Source organism: Streptomyces sp. NPDC006925, assembly GCF_042869575.1.
Taxonomy (GTDB): Bacteria; Actinomycetota; Actinomycetes; order Streptomycetales; family Streptomycetaceae; genus Streptomyces.
Genome location: NZ_JBIAGB010000013.1, coordinates 149,896 through 167,930, shown reverse-complemented (window position 1 = coordinate 167,930; position 18,035 = coordinate 149,896). Strand labels below are relative to the sequence as shown.

The window sequence follows — 18,035 nt, the reverse complement described above, 5'->3', positions numbered from 1 at the left end:
TCACCGTGCGGCCCGCGGGCGTGAAGAACGATCTGCTGGCACTGTACCCGGGCACTCAGCAGCGCGCCGCCGCACGACCGTCTCCGGCCGCGCGACGGCTGCGACGCTGCGGTGGCGGCTGCGACGCCGCAGGAAGGCCCGGGCCGGCCGGCGGAGCGCCGGGACCGGGGCCGGCTCAGCCCGCCGTGGTGACCACGGGCTCGCCGGAGGTGACGCCGTCCTTCTCCATCTGCTCGGCGATCTTCATGGCCTCGTCGATGAGCGTCTCGACGATCTTGGACTCGGGGACGGTCTTGATGACCTCGCCCTTGACGAAGATCTGACCCTTGCCGTTGCCGGAGGCGACGCCGAGGTCGGCCTCCCGGGCCTCACCGGGGCCGTTGACGACGCAGCCCATGACGGCGACGCGGAGCGGCACGTCCATGCCCTCCAGGCCCGCGGTGACCTCTTCGGCGAGCTTGTAGACGTCCACCTGGGCGCGGCCGCAGGAGGGGCAGGAGACGATCTCCAGGCCGCGCTGGCGCAGCCCGAGGGACTCCAGGATCTGGATGCCGACCTTGACCTCCTCGGCGGGCGGTGCCGAGAGGGAGACCCGGATCGTGTCGCCGATGCCCTCGCTGAGCAGGGCGCCGAAGGCCACGGCCGACTTGATGGTGCCCTGGAAGGCGGGACCGGCCTCGGTGACGCCGAGGTGCAGCGGGTAGTCGCAGCGCTGGGCCAGCAGCCGGTAGGCGTTGACCATCACGACCGGGTCGTTGTGCTTGACCGAGATCTTGATGTCGCGGAAGCCGTGTTCCTCGAAGAGCGAGCACTCCCACAGCGCGGACTCGACCAGGGCCTCGGGGGTGGCCTTGCCGTACTTCTCCAGCAGCCGCTTGTCCAGGGAGCCCGCGTTGACGCCGATCCGGATGGGGGTGCCCGCGGCGGAGGCCGCGGTGGCGATCTCCTTGACCTTGTCGTCGAACTGCTTGATGTTGCCGGGGTTCACCCGGACGGCCGCACAGCCGGCGTCGATGGCCTGGAAGACGTACTTCGGCTGGAAGTGGATGTCGGCGATGACCGGGATCTGCGACTTGCGGGCGATCGTGGCGAGTGCGTCGGCGTCGTCCTGGGTGGGGCACGCCACGCGGACGATCTGGCAGCCGGACGCCGTCAGCTCCGCGATCTGCTGCAGCGTCGAGCCGATGTCCGCGGTGCGGGTCGTGGTCATGGACTGCACGGACACGGGCGCGTCCCCACCCACCGCGACCGGTCCTACCTGGATCTTCCGGCTCACCCTGCGGTCGGCGAGCTTGGCCGGGACGTCCGGCATTCCGAGCGAAATCGCTGTCATCAGCGTGCAACCCCAACGGTGTCGTTCAAGTCCCGGGTTCAGCGGGCTCCGGCCCCCGAGATTACGGCACTGCCGTCGCACCGGGCACATCGTCGGGGAAATATGCCGCATTCCATGACGCTCATACAGGAATCGTATGGGCGTCCGCGTGTCGGACCGGGGTCCGGTCAGCCGGTGAGTCTGACCGGATTGACCACGTCCGCCACCAGCACCAGAAGCGTGAAGCACAGGAAGATCCCCGCCACCACGTAGGCGATGGGCATCAGCTTGGCGACGTCGAAGGGACCGGGGTCGGGCCGCCGGAAGACCTTGGCCAGATTCCGCCGGAGCGACTCCCACACGGCCCCCGCGATGTGTCCGCCGTCCAGCGGCAGCAGCGGCAGCATGTTGAACAGGAACAGGCTCAGATTGAATCCGGCCACCAGGAAGAGCATCGTCGCCACCCGCTGGCTCGGCGGGATGTCGAGCGAGAAGACTTCCCCGCCGACCCGCGCCGCGCCCACCACGCCCATCGGCGAGTCCTGCTTGCGCTCGGCGCCGTCGAAGGCCGCGTTCCACAGGTCGGGCACCTTGCCCGGCAGGGCGATCAGCGCTTCCACGCCGTTGGCCATCATGTCGCCCATCCGGTCCACGGCCTGCGGGAACGACTGCTGCACGATCCCGCTGGCCGGGGTGAAGCCGAGGAACCCGGCGGAGACGTACTCGTCGGGCACATAGCTGCCGTGGCCGTCGGATTTGGCCACCTTGTTCTCGATCAGGTCGGCGCGCAGCGTGCGCCGTGCGCCGTCCCGCTCGACGGTCAGGGTCGCGGGCCCGGTGGTGTCGCGGATGCTCCGCTGGAGTGCGCCCCAGTCCTCGACGCGCTTCCCGTCGAAGGAGACGATCTTGTCACCCGGCTGCAGCCCGGCGGCCTTGGCCGGGGAGTCCTTGGCGCCCTCGGGGCACTTGTCGGTCTGTGCCGAGGCGGGGATCACGCACTCCGAGACTGTGGAGACGGTGGTGGTCTGGGTGTTGACGCCGAAGGTCATCAGCACCAACAGGAAGATCACCACGGCCAGCACCAGGTTCATGAACGGCCCGGCGAACATCACGACGACGCGCTTCCACGGCTTGCGGGTGTAGAGCATCCGGTGCTCGTCCCCCGGCTTGAGCTCCTCGTACGCGGCCGAACGGGCGTCCTCGATCATGCCGCGGAACGGCGAGGAGGAGCGCTGCCGCACGGCCCCGTCGTCCCCCGGGGGGAACATGCCGATCATGCGGATGTAGCCGCCGAGCGGCACGGCCTTGATCCCGTACTCGGTCTCGCCCTTGTGCTTGGACCACAGGGTGGGGCCGAAGCCGACCATGAACTGCGGAACCCGGACGCCGAACATCTTGGCCGTTGAGAAGTGGCCCAACTCGTGCCAGGCGATGGAGAACAGCAGGCCGACGACGAAGACGACTATGCCGAGGATGGTCATGAGCGCCGTCATGCGCGGGCCTCCGCTGTTGCTGTGGCGGAACGTGCCGCCAGGTCACGGGCGCGGGCACGCGCCCACTTCTCTGCGGCGAGGACATCGGAGAGGGTCAGCCCGGTTCCGTCCGGCGTGCCGTGCTCCTCGACCACAGCGGCCACCGTATCCACGATGCCCGTGAACGGCAGCCTTCCGGCCAGAAACGCCTCGACGCACTCCTCGTTCGCGGCGTTGAACACCGCGGGGGCCGTTCCGCCCAGCGCGCCCACCCGGCACGCCAGCGGCACGGCGGGGAACGCCTCCTCGTCCAGCGGGTAGAAGTCCCAGGACATCGCCTCCGTCCAGGAGAAGACTGGTCCGGCGTCCGGTACCCGCTCGGGCCAGCCGAGGCCGAGCGCGATCGGCAGCCGCATGTCGGGTGGTCCGCACTGGGCGAGGGTGGAGCCGTCCGTGAACTCCACCATCGAGTGGACCGCGGACTGCGGATGGACCACCACCTGGATGCGCTCGAACGGGATGTCGTACAGCAGGTGGGCCTCGATCACCTCCAGGCCCTTGTTGACCAGGGTGGCCGAGTTGACGGTGATGACCGGGCCCATCTCCCAGGTCGGGTGAGCCATCGCCTCACTGGGGGTCACCTCGGCCAGCTCGGACCTGCTGCGCCCCCGGAACGGACCGCCCGAGGCGGTGACCAGCAGCTTCCGCACCTCGGCCCGGGTACCGCCGAGCAGCGCCTGGAACAGCGCGGAGTGCTCCGAGTCGACAGGCACGATCTGGCCCGGCCGCGCCAGCGCCTTGACCAGCGGTCCGCCGACGATGAGGGATTCCTTGTTGGCCAGCGCCAGAACCCGCCCGGCCTCCAGCGCCGCCAGGGTGGGCGCCAGGCCGATGGAACCGGTGATGCCGTTGAGCACCGTGTGGCACGGCGAGCCGGCCAGTTCCGTCGCCGCGTCCGGCCCGGCCAGCACCTCGGGCAGCGGCTCTCCGCTGCCGTACGCCGCGCGCAGGGCCGTGCGCAGGTCGGGCACCGCCTCCGTACGGGCCACGGCGACCGTGCCCACCCGCAGCAGCCGCGCCTGCTCGGCGAGCAGGTCCACGCGGCCGCCCGAGGCCGCCAGCGCGGTCACCCGGAACCGGCCGGGGTTCTTCAGTACGACGTCGACGGCCTGCGTGCCGATCGAACCCGTCGAGCCGAGGATCACGATGTCGCGCGGTGCGCCCGCCGGCGACGCTGCCGCCGTGCCGTCGCCGGACGGCCCGGTACCGGGGTGGCGCAGATGCGGGTCAGCGAGGGAGTCGGTCATGCCCCTATTGTGTCCGCTCCCCGGACGGGACCGGACAGCGCACCGGGGCGGAGCCGGGTGCGCGCGGGAATCCGGCACGCGCGCAGCGCCCCGGGACGCCCGGCCTCCCCCATCCCGTCGCCCCGGAGCGCCCGGAAGTCGCCCGGTCACGGGACGCGGCGGTGCACGTTCTCCTTCTCCGCGGGTCCGGGCGCGGCGTCGGCGATCCAGGGGCCCTCGGTGGACGCGTCGACGACGCCTTCCTCCAGCCAGGTGTAGGCCCCGTCCAGGACCTGGCGGACGACCGTGCCGTCCAGGTCGTCGGTGTTGCTCCACAGGCGTCCGAAGAGTTCTTCGACCCGCAGGCGGGACTGCCGGCAGAAAGCGTCCGCCAGTTGGTGCGCGGCCTGCCCCTCGGTACCGTCACGCCGCAACTTCTCCGCCCGCACGCAGGCCGCGCTCATCGCGAACAGCTCGGCGCCGATGTCGACGACGCGGCCGAGAAACCCCTGCTTCGTCTCCATCCGGCCCTGCCACCTGGACATGGCGTAGAAGGTGGAGCGGGCCAGCTTGCGGGCGGCGCGCTCGACGTAGCGCAGATGCCCCGCGAGGGCGGCGAACTCCCCGTAGGAGCCCGGCATCCGGCCGGGCCCGGCGACCAGCCCGGGCAGCCACTTCGCGTAGAACGCACCCGCACCGACCGCCGCCCTGCCCTTGTCGGCGAGCGTCTTGTCCGGATCGATCAGGTCCCCGGCCACCGACAGATGCGCGTCCACGGCCTCCCGCGCGATGAGCAGGTGCATGATCTCGGTCGAGCCCTCGAAGATCCGGTTGATCCGCAGATCGCGCAGCAACTGCTCGGCCGGGACGCCGCGTTCGCCGCGGGCCGCCAGCGACTCGGCTGTCTCATAGCCCCGGCCGCCGCGGATCTGCACCAGCTCGTCCGCCATCCGCCAGGCCATCTCACTGCCGTAGAGCTTGGCGAGCGCGGCCTCGATCCGGATGTCGTTGCGGTCCTCGTCGGCCATCTGCGAGGACAGGTCCAGGACCGCCTCCAGCGCGAAGGTCGTCGCCGCGATGAAGGAGATCTTGCTGCCGACGGCCTCGTGCTCGGCGACCGGCCTGCCCCACTGGACGCGTTCCCGGGACCACTCGCGGGCGATTTTCAGACACCACTTCCCGCTGCCCGCGCAGGTGGCGGGCAGCGACAGCCGGCCCGTGTTCAGGGTGGTCAGCGCGATCCTGAGCCCGGCGCCCTCGGGACCGATCCGGTTGGCGGCCGGGACCCGCACCCGGTGGAAGCGGGTGACGCCGTTCTCGATGCCGCGCAGCCCCATGAAGGCGTTGCGGTTCTCCACGGTGATGCCCTCCGAGCCGGCCTCGACGACGAAGGCCGAGATGCCGCCCCGGTGTCCTTCGGCGCGCCGCGGGTCGTCGGAGTCCGGTTCGGGGACCCGGGCCATGACCACCAGCAGGTCGGCGATCACCCCGTTGGTCGTCCACAGCTTCACGCCGTCGAGGACGTAGTCGTCCCCGTCCGGGACGGCCGTCGTCGCCAGCCGCGCCGGGTCGGAGCCCACGTCCGGCTCGGTCAGCAGGAAGGCCGAGATGTCGGTGCGCGCGCAGCGCGGCAGATAGGCGTCCTTCTGCTGCGGGCTGCCGAACAGCTTCACCGGCTGCGGCACGCCGATTGACTGGTGCGCGGAGAGCAGGGCCCCGACCGCGGGGCTGGCGGAGCTGACCAGCGCGAGCGCCTTGTTGTAGTACACCTGGGTGAGCCCCAGGCCCCCGTACTCGGTGCCGATCTTCATGCCGAGCGCGCCGAGCTCCTTGAGTCCGCCGAGCACCTCGTCCGGGATCCGGGACTCGCGCTCGATCAGCGCACCGTCGATCTTCGTGCCGGCGAACTCGCGCAGGCGTGCCAGGAATTCCTCGCCCCGTGCGACATCCTCGGCCGCCGGTTCCGGGTGCGGGTGGATGAGGTCGAGGCGGAAGCGGCCGAGGAACAGCTCCTTGGCGAAGCTGGGCTTGCGCCAGTCCTTCTCCCGGGCTGCCTCGGCCACTTCGCGTGCTTCACGCTCGGAGACGGTCATCTCGCTCACCTCGAAACGGTGTGGAGGCGGACACGCGGTGCGGGACGGTACCGACGGGAGCCGGCCGCACTGCCGGAACCGTCCGGACCACCGCCGGGTGCTACTCGGTCGTATGTACCCGATTCGCCCCGGACCTACCAGACGCCGCGCAGGAGAAGCTCCTCCGCGCCGCCCGCCGGGCTGTTCGCCGGACCGGTCCGGGTGCGGCCCCGCACGCTGGCCCGGCGGAGCAGAGCAGGGGTTCCCGCGGGGCGGCGGCGACCGGCGACCGGCGACCGGCGGCAGACAGCACGCAGCGGGACCGCAGGCGGCGCGGGCGGGCCGGGCCGGAGAGTCGGCGAGGGCCGGTGGGGCCCGGACCGGGGACGCTATCCGCCCGGCTTCCGCGGCCCGCCGCCGCCCGGGACGACCAGTCCGGTCTCGTAGGCGAGCACGACGGCCTGGGCACGGCTGCCGATGCCGAGCTTGGCCATCGTCCGGTTGAGGTGCGTCTTGACGGTCGACTCGCTGATCACCAGGGTCTGGGCGATCCCGGGGTTGGACAGTCCACCCGCCACCAGGCGGAGGACGTCCAGCTCCCGCCCGGTCAGCTGCTCGAGGGTCCCGCCCGGCGCGGCCGGCCGTTCGGTCCGCGGCGCGTACGCCTCGACGAGCCGCCGGGTGACGCTCGGCGCGAAGAGCGTGTCGCCCTCCGCGACGGCGGCGACGGCGGCCAGCAGCCGCTGCGGCCCGGTGTCCTTGAGCAGGAAGCCGCTGGCTCCCGCGCGCAGCGCCGCGTAGACGTACTCGTCCAGGTCGAACGTGGTCAGCACCAGGATGCGGGGGCGGGGCTCGGTACTCTGCGCGAGGATCCGCTCGGTCGCGGTGATACCGCTGGTGCCGGGCATCCGGATGTCCATGAGAACGACGTCGGGCCGCTGCTGCGCGGCGAGCCGGACCGCCTCGTCCCCGTCCGACGCCTCGCCGACCACCTCCGTGCCCGGTGCGGCGCGCAGCAGCGCCGCGACCCCGGCCCTGATGAGCACCTGGTCGTCGACGACGAGCACTCTGGTCGCCACCGCCTGTGTCCTCTCCGCCCCGTCAGGCGGGGAGGATCAGCCGCACCTCGAATCCGCCGCTCGCCCGGGGCCCGGCGTGCAGCCGGCCCCCGTAGATCCTGGCGCGCTCGCGCATCCCGATCAAGCCGTGCCCGCCCGGTTGGCGGGAGCCGGCCGCGGGCTGAAGCGAGATCCGGCCACCCTCGGGGCCCGCGCTCCCCGGGCCGTCGTCGACGACCGCCACGGTGAGCTGCCGGGGCCGGTAGGCGAGGGTGACGTCGGCGCGGGCGGTACCGGCGTGCTTGAGCACGTTCGTCAGCGCCTCCTGGACCACGCGGTAGGCGCACTGCCCCGCGCCGGGCGCCAGGGAGCGCGGCTCGCCGGTGACGGTGAACCGCACGGGCACACCCGCGCCGCGTACCCGCTCGACCAGCTCGGGCAACTGGCCGAGGCCGGGCGCCGGACCGAACTCCGGCCGGTCGCCGTCTCCGCCGCCGTGCGGACCGCGGTCGTCCGACCGGTCACCGCCCTCCACCCGCAACACGGCCAGCAGCCGGCGGAGTTCGGCCAGTGCCTCGCCGGAGGTGTCGGCTATGGTGCCCAGCGCACCACGCGCCGTGCGCGGATCGCTGTCGAAGACATAGCCCGCCAGGCCCGCCTGCACGGATATCACCGACATGTGGTGCGCGACGACATCGTGCAGATCGCGGGCGATGCGGACCCGCTCCTCGGCGACGGCACGCCGCTCGGCTCCCGTTCGCTCGCGCCGCAACTGGTCGGTCAGCCGGGCCAGTTCCACGTTGCGCCGGGCCGCCTTGCGGGCGAGGTGGCCGAAACCGCACAGGACACCGGGGTAGAGCACGCTCTGCCCCAGGACGGTGGCCCAGGAGCTCTCCAGACCCGTCGTCCCGGCGAGGTTCCACACCGCCGCGAGCAGCAGTGCGCACAGCACCGCCTGGCGCATCGGACGCTGGGACGCGACCGTGTAGAGCGCGAGGAGCGGCCCCAGGGAGTTGACGACCGGCCAGTAGTCGAGCGCCACGTACACCGCCCAGACGGCCAGGACCAGCAGGCACAGCGTGCTCGGGAACCGGCGGCGGGCGGCGAGCGGCAGGTTCACCGCACAGGTCAGCGCGACGCCCCGCGGGTCGAGGCCCGACCAGCCCTGCGGTACGCGGTCGTTGCCCAGCAGCAGGCTGACCACCGTGATGGCGAGCGCGATCACACTGTCGTACACCCATGCCGGCACGCGCTCAGCCCCGAGACGCACCCGGGTCCAGACCGTCGTACTCCGCATCGCCGCAGCGTAGCGGCGCCTCGGCGGGGTGCTCATCCTCCGGGTGCGCCGTCCGCGCACTACCCCCCTGGTACGAGACCGGGCCCCGGCTACCGCAGCAGGTCGACCTCCACTCATCCACGATTACCGCCGAACGGTGACGACGGGCACAAGCGCCCCGCGTACTGTCGGGCACCAGGGAGAGCGCCACGCCCCGGGCACGGGGGACGGGCCACGGACAGGGGGAGTCCACGGCCGATGAGCGCCTCAGGGCGTGGCGCTGCTCCCGGCGGCCGGATGGCCTCCGAGTGTCAGCACGACGGTGACGATCAGCAGCAGCAATGCCACAGCCGCCACGGCGACGGTCAGGACGCGGCAGATCCGCCGCTGCCGCCACTCCTTGCCCGGACGCATGGCTCCCACCCCTCCTGCGGACCCCCGGTTCCGCGCCTCGCACACGAGTGTCCCGGAATCACGTTCCCCCGAGCACTGTAGTGCGGCCGGCCGATGCGAAGCGGCGGGTTGCGGCAGCCACCCGCCCTCGCGGTACCGGTACCCCCCGACCGGTCCACGGCTCAGGGGACGACCCGGAAGTGGGTGGTCAACCTGCCCTCCCCGTCGAGGACATGGAAGGCGATCATCGGGGGCAGCGTGTAGTCGATCGGCCCGCCCTCCTCGCCTTCCCAGGGCATCTTCAGCGTGGAGACCACACCGGGTGCGGCGACCAGCGGCACCCCGGCGAAGGTGGTCACGGCCGGAGTGTGGCTGTGCCCGCACAGCAACCCCGCCACCGTGCCGTGCCTGCCGACGACCTCGGCCAGCCGCTCCTCGCCGAACTGCCGGATGGGGTCGACGTACTGGCCGTACAACGGTACGGGCGGATGGTGGAAGCACACGAACGCGGGCGCGTCGTCCGGCGTCCCGGCGAGCTCCCGGTCGAGCCAGCCGAGTGTGGCGTCGTCGAGGCGGCCGTGCCCCTTCCCGGGCACGCTGGAGTCGCACATCAGGAAGGTGGCGCCGGGCAGCCGGTGCACCTCGTTGACGGGCGAGGGGTCGGCGGCGTCGCCGTGTAGCAGCACCGTGCGGTAGGCGGCGCGCGCATCGTGGTTGCCGGGGCAGATCAGCGGCTGCACCCCGTGGTCGGCGAAGAGCTTCGCCGCCAGTGTGTACTCGTCCTCCCGGCCGTGGTCGGCGATGTCCCCCGTGAGCAGGACGGCGTCGAGCCCGTCGAGCGCCTCGGAGAGGCAGGCCAGCACGCGCTCGGTGCGTTCGCGGGCGCGTGCGCCGCCGTCGCCCCGGTCCTGACCCAGGTGAATGTCGCTGAACTGCGCGAAGGTGAACATGAGTGGGTCCTCACTCGACTCGGTTCAGGTCCTGTTCGGCGGCGTTCGGGCCGTACTCGGCTCGGTTCGGGTCGCTCTCGGTCGTTGCAGCAGTACTCGAGCCGGATGCGGCTGCTCAGCCCTTCCAACGGACGGCGAAAGCGCGCCGAGGGTTGACCTCGAAGATCTGCCGTGCCGCGGCGGCGCCCAACTCGTCGGCGACACGGGGGCGCAGAGTGTGCGCCACATACGGCACTCCCGTCTCCGCACGGGCTGCCGCCGTGACGGTGTCCCCGCCCAGCAGCACCCGGTCTCCGTACCCGTGCTCCAGCAGCTCGGCGAGGCTGCCGAAGAGGCGCCAGTCCGTCGCGTGATGGGTGCGCGACGGTCCGTCGAAGACCAGCCAGGCACCGGAGGCGGCAGCCGCCCGCTGCATGCGCGGGTCCGGGCACCGTCCCAAGTGGCCCAGCAGCACCCCGGAGGGCGGCACCTCCTGCTGCCCGCACAGGAAGTCCAGCACCTCGGCTGCGCCGGTGCCCAGCTCCAGGTGCACCGCGATCGGCGCCCCCGTCGCCCGGTGCGCCTCGGCCGCGGCCGCCATCGTCCACCGTGCGTACCGGCCGAGCCCGTGGAAGTCGCCGGCGACCTTGATCAGACCGGCCCGCGGCGCTTCGCCGCACACCCCGCCGCGCATCCCGCGGGTCAGCTCCTGCACGAACAGGGCCGCCGGGTCGGACGGCAGCTCCCCGGTGTAGTGCTGGGCCTGGTGCAGTCCGGTCGCGGCGACGAGCCGCACCCCGGTGCGCCGGGCGAGGTCGGCCAGCGCACCGGAGTGACGGCCCATCCCGTGGGGTGTCCACTGCACGAGGCTGCGGCCACCGTGCTCGGCGAAGGCCCGCAACTGCCGCTCCGCGGCGTCCACGTCGGCCAGTTCCTGCCCCGGCAGCCACGGACTGCGCAGGAAGAGGTGGTCGTGCGCGTCGCAGACGCCCAGCTCCGCTCCGGGGAGATCGCCTTCGACGGTGCGGACCGCCGGACCGGGTCGGGGCGGGCCGCTCGCGGCGTGCGGGGCGGCGGCGGCCCCGGTGTCCTCGCCGGTCATGCGCGGGCGTCCGGCTCGGCGGTGTGTGCCTCCAGGAGCCGCAGCAGACCGTCGACGGCCTCATGGAACGGTCCGGGGTGCCCTGCCGAACGGGCGAGCACATAGCCGCCCTGGACGACGGCGACGACGGTCGCCGCTGTTCCCGCCGGGTCGAGGTCCGGCCGGAACTCCCCGTCGGCGCGGCCTTCTTCGAGCACTTCCGCCAGCCGGGCGCGGAGCCGGTCGAAGGTCTCCTGCAGCGGGGCCCGCAGGCCGGGGTCGGCGACCACGTCCGGGTCCTGGGCGAGTCCGCCGATCCGGCAGCCGCGCAGCACCGCGCGTTCACGGGTGAGGTAGGTGCGCACTCTCTCCAGCGCACCGCCCGCGCCGGAGAGGTCCGCCTCGGCCCGGGACCGCAGCTCCTGCGCACTCCTGTGCACGGCGGCCCGGGCCAGGTCGGGCTTGCCGCCGAAGTGGTGGTACATGCTGCCCTGGCCCACCCCGGCACGCTGCTGGATGGCCCGCGGGCTGGTGCCCACATAACCGCGCTCCCACAGGAGTTCCTGGGTGGCCTCGATCAGCCTGTCCGCCGTGTCCTTACCGTCCATACCCGCAATGTACATACCAGTAGGTACAGAGTCGCCGACACCTGGCACCACGGAGCGGAGAGCCCGCCCCGACGCACCGCTGCCGGGCACCGCCGCGGTTCCGCAGCAGCACCCGGCAGCATGCGACGCCGGAAGGGACAGCTCAGAGGTCGAGACCGGTGAGCACCATGACGCGCTCGTAGGTGTAGTCCTCCATCGCGAACCGCACGCCCTCGCGGCCCACACCGGAGTCCTTGACACCGCCGTAGGGCATCTGGTCGGCCCGGTAGGACGGCACGTCGCCGACGACGACCCCGCCGACCTCCAGCGCGCGGTGCGCACGGAAGGCTGCCTGCACGTCGTGGGTGAACAGACCTGCCTGCAGGCCGTACCTGGAGTCGTTGACGATCTCGAACGCCTCCTGCTCGCCGTTCACCTTCACGAACGACATGACGGGCCCGAAGACCTCCTCGCAGCCGATCTGCGTGTCGGCCGGCACGTTCTCCAGCACCGTCGGCTCCACGGAGGCACCGTCCCGCTTGCCGCCCGTGAGCACCTTGGCGCCGCGCGAGACGGCCTCGCCGATCCACGACTCGACCCGGCGTGCGGCGTCCTCGCTCACCAGCGGGCCCACATCGGTCGCCTCGTCCGAGGGGTCACCGGTGGTGAGCGCCTCGACGGCCGCCACGACCTTGGGGACCAGCCGGTCGTAGACCGAGGCGTCGGCGACGACCCGCTGGACCGAGATGCAGGACTGGCCCGCCTGGTAGTTGGAGAAGGTCGCGATGCGCTGGGCCGCCCAGTCCAGATCCGCCTCGGAGGCGTAGTCGGCCAGCACGACCGCCGCGCCGTTGCCGCCCAGCTCCAGGGTGACGCGCTTGCGCGGTGCGGAGTCCAGGATCGACCAGCCGACCGGAGCCGAACCCGTGAAGGAGATGATCGGCAGCCGCTCGTCCTGCACCAGGCCCGGCATCTGCTCGTTCGGCACCGGCAGCACCGACCAGGACCCCGCGGGCAGGTCCGTCTCGGCCAGCAGCTCACCGAGGATCAGCCCGGACAGCGGGGTGGCGGGCGCCGGCTTGAGGATGATCGGGGTGCCCACGGCGAGCGCCGGGGCGACCTTGTGGGCGCACAGGTTGAGGGGGAAGTTGAACGGCGCGATCCCCAGGACCGGGCCGTAGGGGAAGCGGCGGGTGAAGGCCAGCCGGCCCGTGCCGCCCGCGTCCGAGTCCAGGCGCTGCGCCTCGCCCCCGTTGAAGCGGCGGGCCTCCTCCGCCGCCCAGCGGAAGACGGAGATGCAGCGGCCCACCTCACCGCGCGCCCACTTCATCGGCTTGCCGTTCTCCGCGGAGATCAGCTCGGCGATCTCGTCCGTGCGCTCCACGAGGCGGCGGGTGAGGTGGTCCAGCGCGGCGGCGCGGACATGCGCGGGGGTGGCGGAGAACTCGCCGGCCACCGCGGCGGCGGCGGCCACGGCCTCCTCCACCTGCGCGGAGGTGGGGATGCTGACGGTGCCGACGTGCCTGCCGTCCCAGGGCGAGGTGACGTCGAGCGTGGTGTCGCCGGTGGCCTTGCGGCCGGCGAGCCAGAATGCGTGCGGAGAAGTCGCTGTCGTCACGGCGGATCGCCTTCCGGATGCGGGAGAGTGCCTCGGTTCCAGCGTCCACGGTAGGGCGTCGCAGCCCGTCCGCTTCTTCGCCGGGGTGGAGTACTTCGACTGTGCCGTCATACGGATTGTCACTGTACGCGGCGCACTGCGGTCCGCGTGGGTTGTCCCCGTACGCCCCGGTACCCGACGCGGTCCCCGGGACGGCAACCACCGAGGGCTCCACCCGTCAGCTCCGCGGCAGCCGGACCGGCGACGACTCGGAGACGGGATCGACGACACCGCGAAGTGCCCGGGCTCCCCCGGCGGTGTGCCGCGCCGGGCGGAGCAGCCGATGCGCGGGGTCAGCCGGTGGCCTTGAGAGCCAGCCAGAGCTCCATGCGCACATCCGGGTCGTCGAGGGAACGGCCCAGGATCTCCTCCACCCGGCGCATGCGGTACCGCAGCGTGTGGCGGTGCACACCGAGTTCGGCCGCCGCAGCGTCCCACTGCCCGTGCCGGGACAGCCAGGCGCGCAGCGACGCCACCAGGTCGCCCCTGCCGTTCGCGTCGTGCTCCCGCAGCGCGCGCAGCAGCCCGTCGGCGAAGGCGCGGACGGCGTCATCGGCCAGCAGCGGCAGCACCGACCCCGCGGCGACGTCCTCGTGTTCCACCAGCGCCACCCCGCGCCGCCGGGCGACCGACAGCGCCTGATCCGCCTGCTTGAAGGCCACCGCGGCCGCGGCCAGACCGACCGGGGCCGAGACGCCGATGGCCAGCCCCTCCTCGCCGCCCCCGCCGGACCGCCGTCCGGGCTGCGCCGCGGACGCCGTCCCGGCGAACTCCGCGCACCCGGCCACCGCCGCGCCGCCGTCCGACGCCAGCACGACCAGTCGCGCCCCGTCCGGCACCACCAGCACCGCCTCGCCGTTGCGCGCCGCAGCGGTCTCGACCGCATCCGCGAGCTCCTCGAGCGGCCAGACGATGCGGCTCAGCCGCCCCGTGTCCGACGGGTCGGCCTGCGGGCCTCCCGCGCCGACCACCACACCGGAGGCCGCGGAAGCCCCCGCCCCGGTGGCCGCCCCTGTCGAACCGTCCCACGCGCCGGCGGCCGACGGCTTCCCGGCGGCCTGCTTCGAGGCTGCCGACTGCGTCGCGGACGGCCGGGCGGCGGACGGCTGCACGGACTGCTTGGCGGAAGACCTGGCGGACGCCCTGGTGGACGCCTTCACGCCGCCGGGCCGCGCCGCCTCCGACGACGCGGGCACCACCGTGGGAGTGCCCGCCGCGGCTGCCAGGTCGGCCAGCCCGCACAGCTCACCCGCGCGCGCCAGATACCCGGCGGGTGCCGACGACGACGGCCGGACCGCGGAGGCCGTGGGCACCGGGGGCGGCCCGGCGGACTGGGCCGACTGCACCGCCGCGATGCCCTCCTGCGCGAACCTCGCGGCAGCCGCCGACGCCGGTTCCGCGACGATCACCCGCATCGGGGCGTCCAGCAGGCCGCCGTAGAGCTGCCCGGCCACCGCACGAGCGTGCTCGCCCTCGCCGACGAGCAGCATCTTGAGCACCGCGGCACCCAGCCGCTGCTCCGCCTCCTGCAGCGCCCGGGACCGCTCCATGGTCAGGGTCAGCAGCGCGATGGCGGAGTTCACGGCATAGCGCTCGGCCGTACCCAATGGCGCCGCCGTCCCGACGGCCAGTACCGCCTTGGCACGGCGCCCGCTGCCGATCGACTGGAGTTCGACCCGGTCGTCCCCACCGTCCCCCTCGCTGACCACCGCGCTGGCGGGCGCGGGACGGTCCCGCAGCCGCTCGGCGTCGCCGACGAAGCGGGTCGCCCGGCGCACCGCCCAGGCCGGCGCCGTGGCGACCACCGAACCGGAGGCGTCGTAGAGCGCCGCCCACCCGTCGACCTGCGAGGCAAGCCGCGCGAGCAGCGCGGAGGGACCCTCCCGGGAGAGCGCGGCGCGGGTCATCTCCCGCTGCGCATCGAACCCGGCGCTCACCGCGCGGTACTGCTCGGCGGCGATGTCCGCCGACACCGCCTTGCTGATCGCGATGAACGGGGTACGCCTGGGCACCTCGAGCAGCGGGAGGTCCGCACCCCGGCAGGCGTCGACCAGGGCCTGCGGCACCCCTTCGTAGTTGACACCCGCCGCGAAGCCGAGCCCGACCACGCCCTTGCTCACCAGCTTGTCCACATAGGCGCGCATCGCGCCGCGGTCGTCCGCGTCGAGCTTGAGCCCCGTGAAGAGGATGAGCTCCCCGCCGTCCATGTACGGGGTCGGATCGGCCAGCTCACTGGAGTGCGCCCACCGCACGGTGGCATCCAGCCTCCCGTGCCCCGCGAGCACGGAGAGGCGGAGCGCGGAGTTCTGGACGAGCGCGGCAAGAGTCGGTGGCATAACGCACTTCACCGTACAGCCGCCGGCCCGCATTCGGGCCCCCGATGTACGCCCCTGCAACGGGACGCGCGTCACTCCCCCAGCTTCGTCAGGATCGGCGGCGTCCGTTCCCCGCGGACCGTGGTCACCGAGAGCACGGCGTGCTCCGGCTGCAGCTCGTTGGCCAGGTCGGAGGCGGACCAGCGCTCCCGCTGCTCGCTGCGCACGGTCACCGACTCGGCCGTCACGTGCTTGCCGGTCGCCAGCCGCCGCACCGCGTGCAGGACCCGGGTGACGGGCTCGTCCGAGACAAGCTGCCGATTGGTGACCGTACGGGTCTGCACCCACTCGGTACCCCACACCTCGGCGAACCGCTCGGCATCCCACGGTGTGACACCCGCACACACCATCCGGCACCCCACGGCACCGAGCAGCGGCCCGCGAAGCGGCTCGGGCACATCGTCCAGCGCCCGCAGCGTCAGCAGCACGCCCGCGTGCACCGAGCGCAGCCGCTGCAGGCCCCGCAGCGCCTGCGGGGTGACGGTCTGCGCCGCGTCGTCCAGCACCAGGCAGGCGAAGAGCGACTGGTCACCCCGCGCCACGGCGCACTCGGTGAACTGCGCGAGGAGCAGCCGGGCCAGGATCCGCGACGCCTCCGCATGCCCCCGCTCGGGCAGGTCCACCCGGACCCGCAGCGGATGCTCCAGCGCACGCAGCGAGAACGGTCGCCGACCCGCCGCCTTCGGGCTGCCCTCGGGCAGGAAGAAGTCGGCGAAGGCGGGCCGGTCCAGCAGCGCGATCCGGTCAGCCAGCAGCGCGGCGATGTCCCCCGCGCGCCCGGACTGCCGCTCGAAGGCATCCAGCTCCCGAAGCTGCCCGCCCTGCCCCTCGGCCCGCAGCGCCTCCCGCAGCGCATCGAGCGCACCCGGACCGCCGTCCAGCAGTTCACGCAGCTCAGGGACGGTGGGGAACCGGCCGTGCACCGCAGCGAACGGGCCGATGAGCTGGGCCAGCGACGTCGCGGCGCGGCGGCTGTCACCCCCCGGCAGCGTGGCGGCCAGGTCCCCCACCAGGCCCTCGGCGAGCATCCCCGCGGCCTCGTCCGGATCCGTCGTACCGCCGTACAGGTCCAGGTCGTGCGTCGAGCCCGGGTGCCCGACCCGGATGACGAGGTCGAAGGAGTCGTCGCGCACGAACTGCGAACCCGCCGGACTCACCGCGATCACCGCCGCCTGCCCGGCCAGCGCCTGCAGACAGAGCGACTCCACCACCGGGCGGGCCAGCCTGCTCGTCTTGCCGGTGCCGGGCGGACCGACGGCCAGCGCCGACGTGCCCAGCAACGTGGGGTCCAGCGCGATACCGGCCCCGCGGTACTCGTGCGGATTGCGCTCCGAGTCGGCGGCCCGCCCGATGCGGACCTGGCGCAGCGACAGATCGTGCCGGGCCGCCCGCACCGACAGGTCCCGGGCCCCCGACGGGTGCGCGCATGCCTCCGCGCCCTGCGCGAGCACACTCTCGACGAACGCCTCCAGCCGCTGCGGCCGCGCCCGTACGGTCTGCCACGCGCGCTCCAGCCGGGCATGGTCGACATCCGTCATCCGGCCGGCGCCCAGCTCCCCGGCCAGCACCTCGGCCGCCCGCCCGGCACCACCGGCCCGCAGCTCAGGCCACTGGGCGGGGTCGAGGTGCGGTGGGGGGACGGGTGCGTGCGCAGACCCCGGCACCGCTGCCTCGTCGGGGACGAATCCGCCGGAGGGCCGCGCTCCCTGCCCGGTGAGCCGCGCCCACACACGCCGCGCCAGCTCGTCCCAGCGGCCCACACGGCCGAAGAAGAAGGCGAGGCCGATGAAGACGCCTCCGTTGTAGATCCAGGAAGCCCACACGAAGAGAACCTGGTTGCCACCGGCCTCCCGCCACGAGTCAGGGGTGAGAGCGACCAGCGGCCACTGCCAGTAGCTGCCCAGATACCCGTTCCACAGCAGCGACCACAGCAGCCACCCCATGAGGAAGGAGATGAGGGCGCCGCTGACGAGCTGGCGGGCGGGGGTGCGGTCGGGGTCTTCCGGTGGGCGCTGTTCATAGCCGCAGCGCCATACGCCCGGGGCCGCCTCCGGGCGGGGCAGGCGCAGCCAGTCCGCGAGCGGGGGGCCGCCCTGGGGGGCGCCGGAGGGCATGGGTGGAGGGCCCGCCTCCACGCCGGGGACCCGGGGGGCGGCACTCGTGTCGGGGGGCGCGGAGGGTTGGGGTGGGACCGCAGGGTGGCCGGTGGGCGTGGGGGCAGTGTGGTACGTGCTGCCTGTGCCCTGCTTCCGGTGGGGAAGCCCCATGTCCATGTGCTGCCTCAGCTCCCTGACGCCCCGACGCGCCGGTCCGGTACGCGACCGGCGCCCTCCTGCCCTCCAATCTAGCGGCTGACCATGTCAGTTGGCCCGGACCTGTCGGTGGGATCGCCGGGACCGCGGCGCACACGTACCCGCAGGCGGCCGGGCGGCGGACGCCGGCACCCCTGCGGAGGCGGACGAGCGCGGCCGATGCGGTCGGCCGCCTGTGCACCTATGTCCGTCGTGGCCAACACGCGGTCCGCACTTCTCCGGAGC

General features: G+C 73.1%; 13 protein-coding genes. All 13 read right to left on the bottom strand.

The window, feature by feature from the left end; genetic code table 11:
* Nucleotides 1–175 precede the first annotated feature (175 nt).
* Nucleotides 176–1,333 carry a flavodoxin-dependent (E)-4-hydroxy-3-methylbut-2-enyl-diphosphate synthase gene (ispG, locus tag ACFYNS_RS19410; RefSeq protein ID WP_388604065.1) on the bottom strand — a complete coding sequence of 386 codons (1,158 nt, stop codon included), beginning with the start codon at nt 1,331–1,333 and terminating at the stop codon, nt 176–178.
* A gap of 167 nt (nt 1,334–1,500) precedes the next feature.
* Nucleotides 1,501–2,805 carry a site-2 protease family protein gene (locus ACFYNS_RS19405; protein ID WP_360300645.1) on the bottom strand — a complete coding sequence of 435 codons (1,305 nt, stop codon included), beginning with the start codon at nt 2,803–2,805 and terminating at the stop codon, nt 1,501–1,503.
* Entirely contained in the window at nt 2,802–4,091 is a 1,290-nt protein-coding gene (gene dxr, locus ACFYNS_RS19400) for a 1-deoxy-D-xylulose-5-phosphate reductoisomerase (protein WP_388604063.1), read from the bottom strand. The genes ACFYNS_RS19405 and dxr overlap by 4 nt, the downstream gene beginning before the upstream one ends.
* Before the next feature lie 146 nt (nt 4,092–4,237).
* Nucleotides 4,238–6,163, bottom strand: coding sequence for an acyl-CoA dehydrogenase family protein (locus tag ACFYNS_RS19395; protein WP_388604123.1), 1,926 nt, complete (start codon nt 6,161–6,163; stop codon nt 4,238–4,240).
* A gap of 368 nt (nt 6,164–6,531) precedes the next feature.
* Nucleotides 6,532–7,221 (bottom strand): response regulator, encoded by a 690-nt coding sequence (locus ACFYNS_RS19390; protein WP_388604060.1) that lies wholly within the window; start codon nt 7,219–7,221, stop codon nt 6,532–6,534.
* A gap of 22 nt (nt 7,222–7,243) precedes the next feature.
* Nucleotides 7,244–8,497, bottom strand: coding sequence for a sensor histidine kinase (locus tag ACFYNS_RS19385; RefSeq protein ID WP_388604058.1), 1,254 nt, complete (start codon nt 8,495–8,497; stop codon nt 7,244–7,246).
* 246 nt (nt 8,498–8,743) lie between these two features.
* The gene (locus ACFYNS_RS19380) at nt 8,744–8,890 is read right to left on the bottom strand and encodes a hypothetical protein (RefSeq protein WP_360301581.1); all 147 of its coding nucleotides are present in this window, start codon (nt 8,888–8,890) and stop codon (nt 8,744–8,746) included.
* Nucleotides 8,891–9,051: 161 nt separating this feature from the next.
* Nucleotides 9,052–9,819: a metallophosphoesterase gene (locus ACFYNS_RS19375; RefSeq protein ID WP_388604055.1), complete on the bottom strand. Its 768-nt coding sequence runs from the start codon at nt 9,817–9,819 to the stop codon at nt 9,052–9,054.
* Nucleotides 9,820–9,934: 115 nt separating this feature from the next.
* The gene (locus ACFYNS_RS19370) at nt 9,935–10,900 is read right to left on the bottom strand and encodes a phosphotriesterase (RefSeq protein WP_388604052.1); all 966 of its coding nucleotides are present in this window, start codon (nt 10,898–10,900) and stop codon (nt 9,935–9,937) included.
* Nucleotides 10,897–11,487 carry a TetR/AcrR family transcriptional regulator gene (locus ACFYNS_RS19365; RefSeq protein ID WP_388604050.1) on the bottom strand — a complete coding sequence of 197 codons (591 nt, stop codon included), beginning with the start codon at nt 11,485–11,487 and terminating at the stop codon, nt 10,897–10,899. Before ACFYNS_RS19365 ends, ACFYNS_RS19370 begins: the two co-directional genes overlap by 4 nt.
* 142 nt (nt 11,488–11,629) lie before the next feature.
* On the bottom strand, nt 11,630–13,084 hold the full coding sequence (locus ACFYNS_RS19360; protein ID WP_360301593.1) for an aldehyde dehydrogenase family protein: 1,455 nt from the start codon (nt 13,082–13,084) through the stop codon (nt 11,630–11,632).
* Between the two features lie 332 nt (nt 13,085–13,416).
* Nucleotides 13,417–15,459 (bottom strand): PucR family transcriptional regulator ligand-binding domain-containing protein, encoded by a 2,043-nt coding sequence (locus ACFYNS_RS19355; RefSeq protein ID WP_388604048.1) that lies wholly within the window; start codon nt 15,457–15,459, stop codon nt 13,417–13,419.
* A 71-nt stretch (nt 15,460–15,530) separates the two neighbouring features.
* Complete coding sequence (locus ACFYNS_RS19350) at nt 15,531–17,771, bottom strand: ATP-binding protein (protein ID WP_388604045.1); 2,241 nt, start codon at nt 17,769–17,771, stop codon at nt 15,531–15,533.
* Nucleotides 17,772–18,035 lie beyond the last annotated feature (264 nt).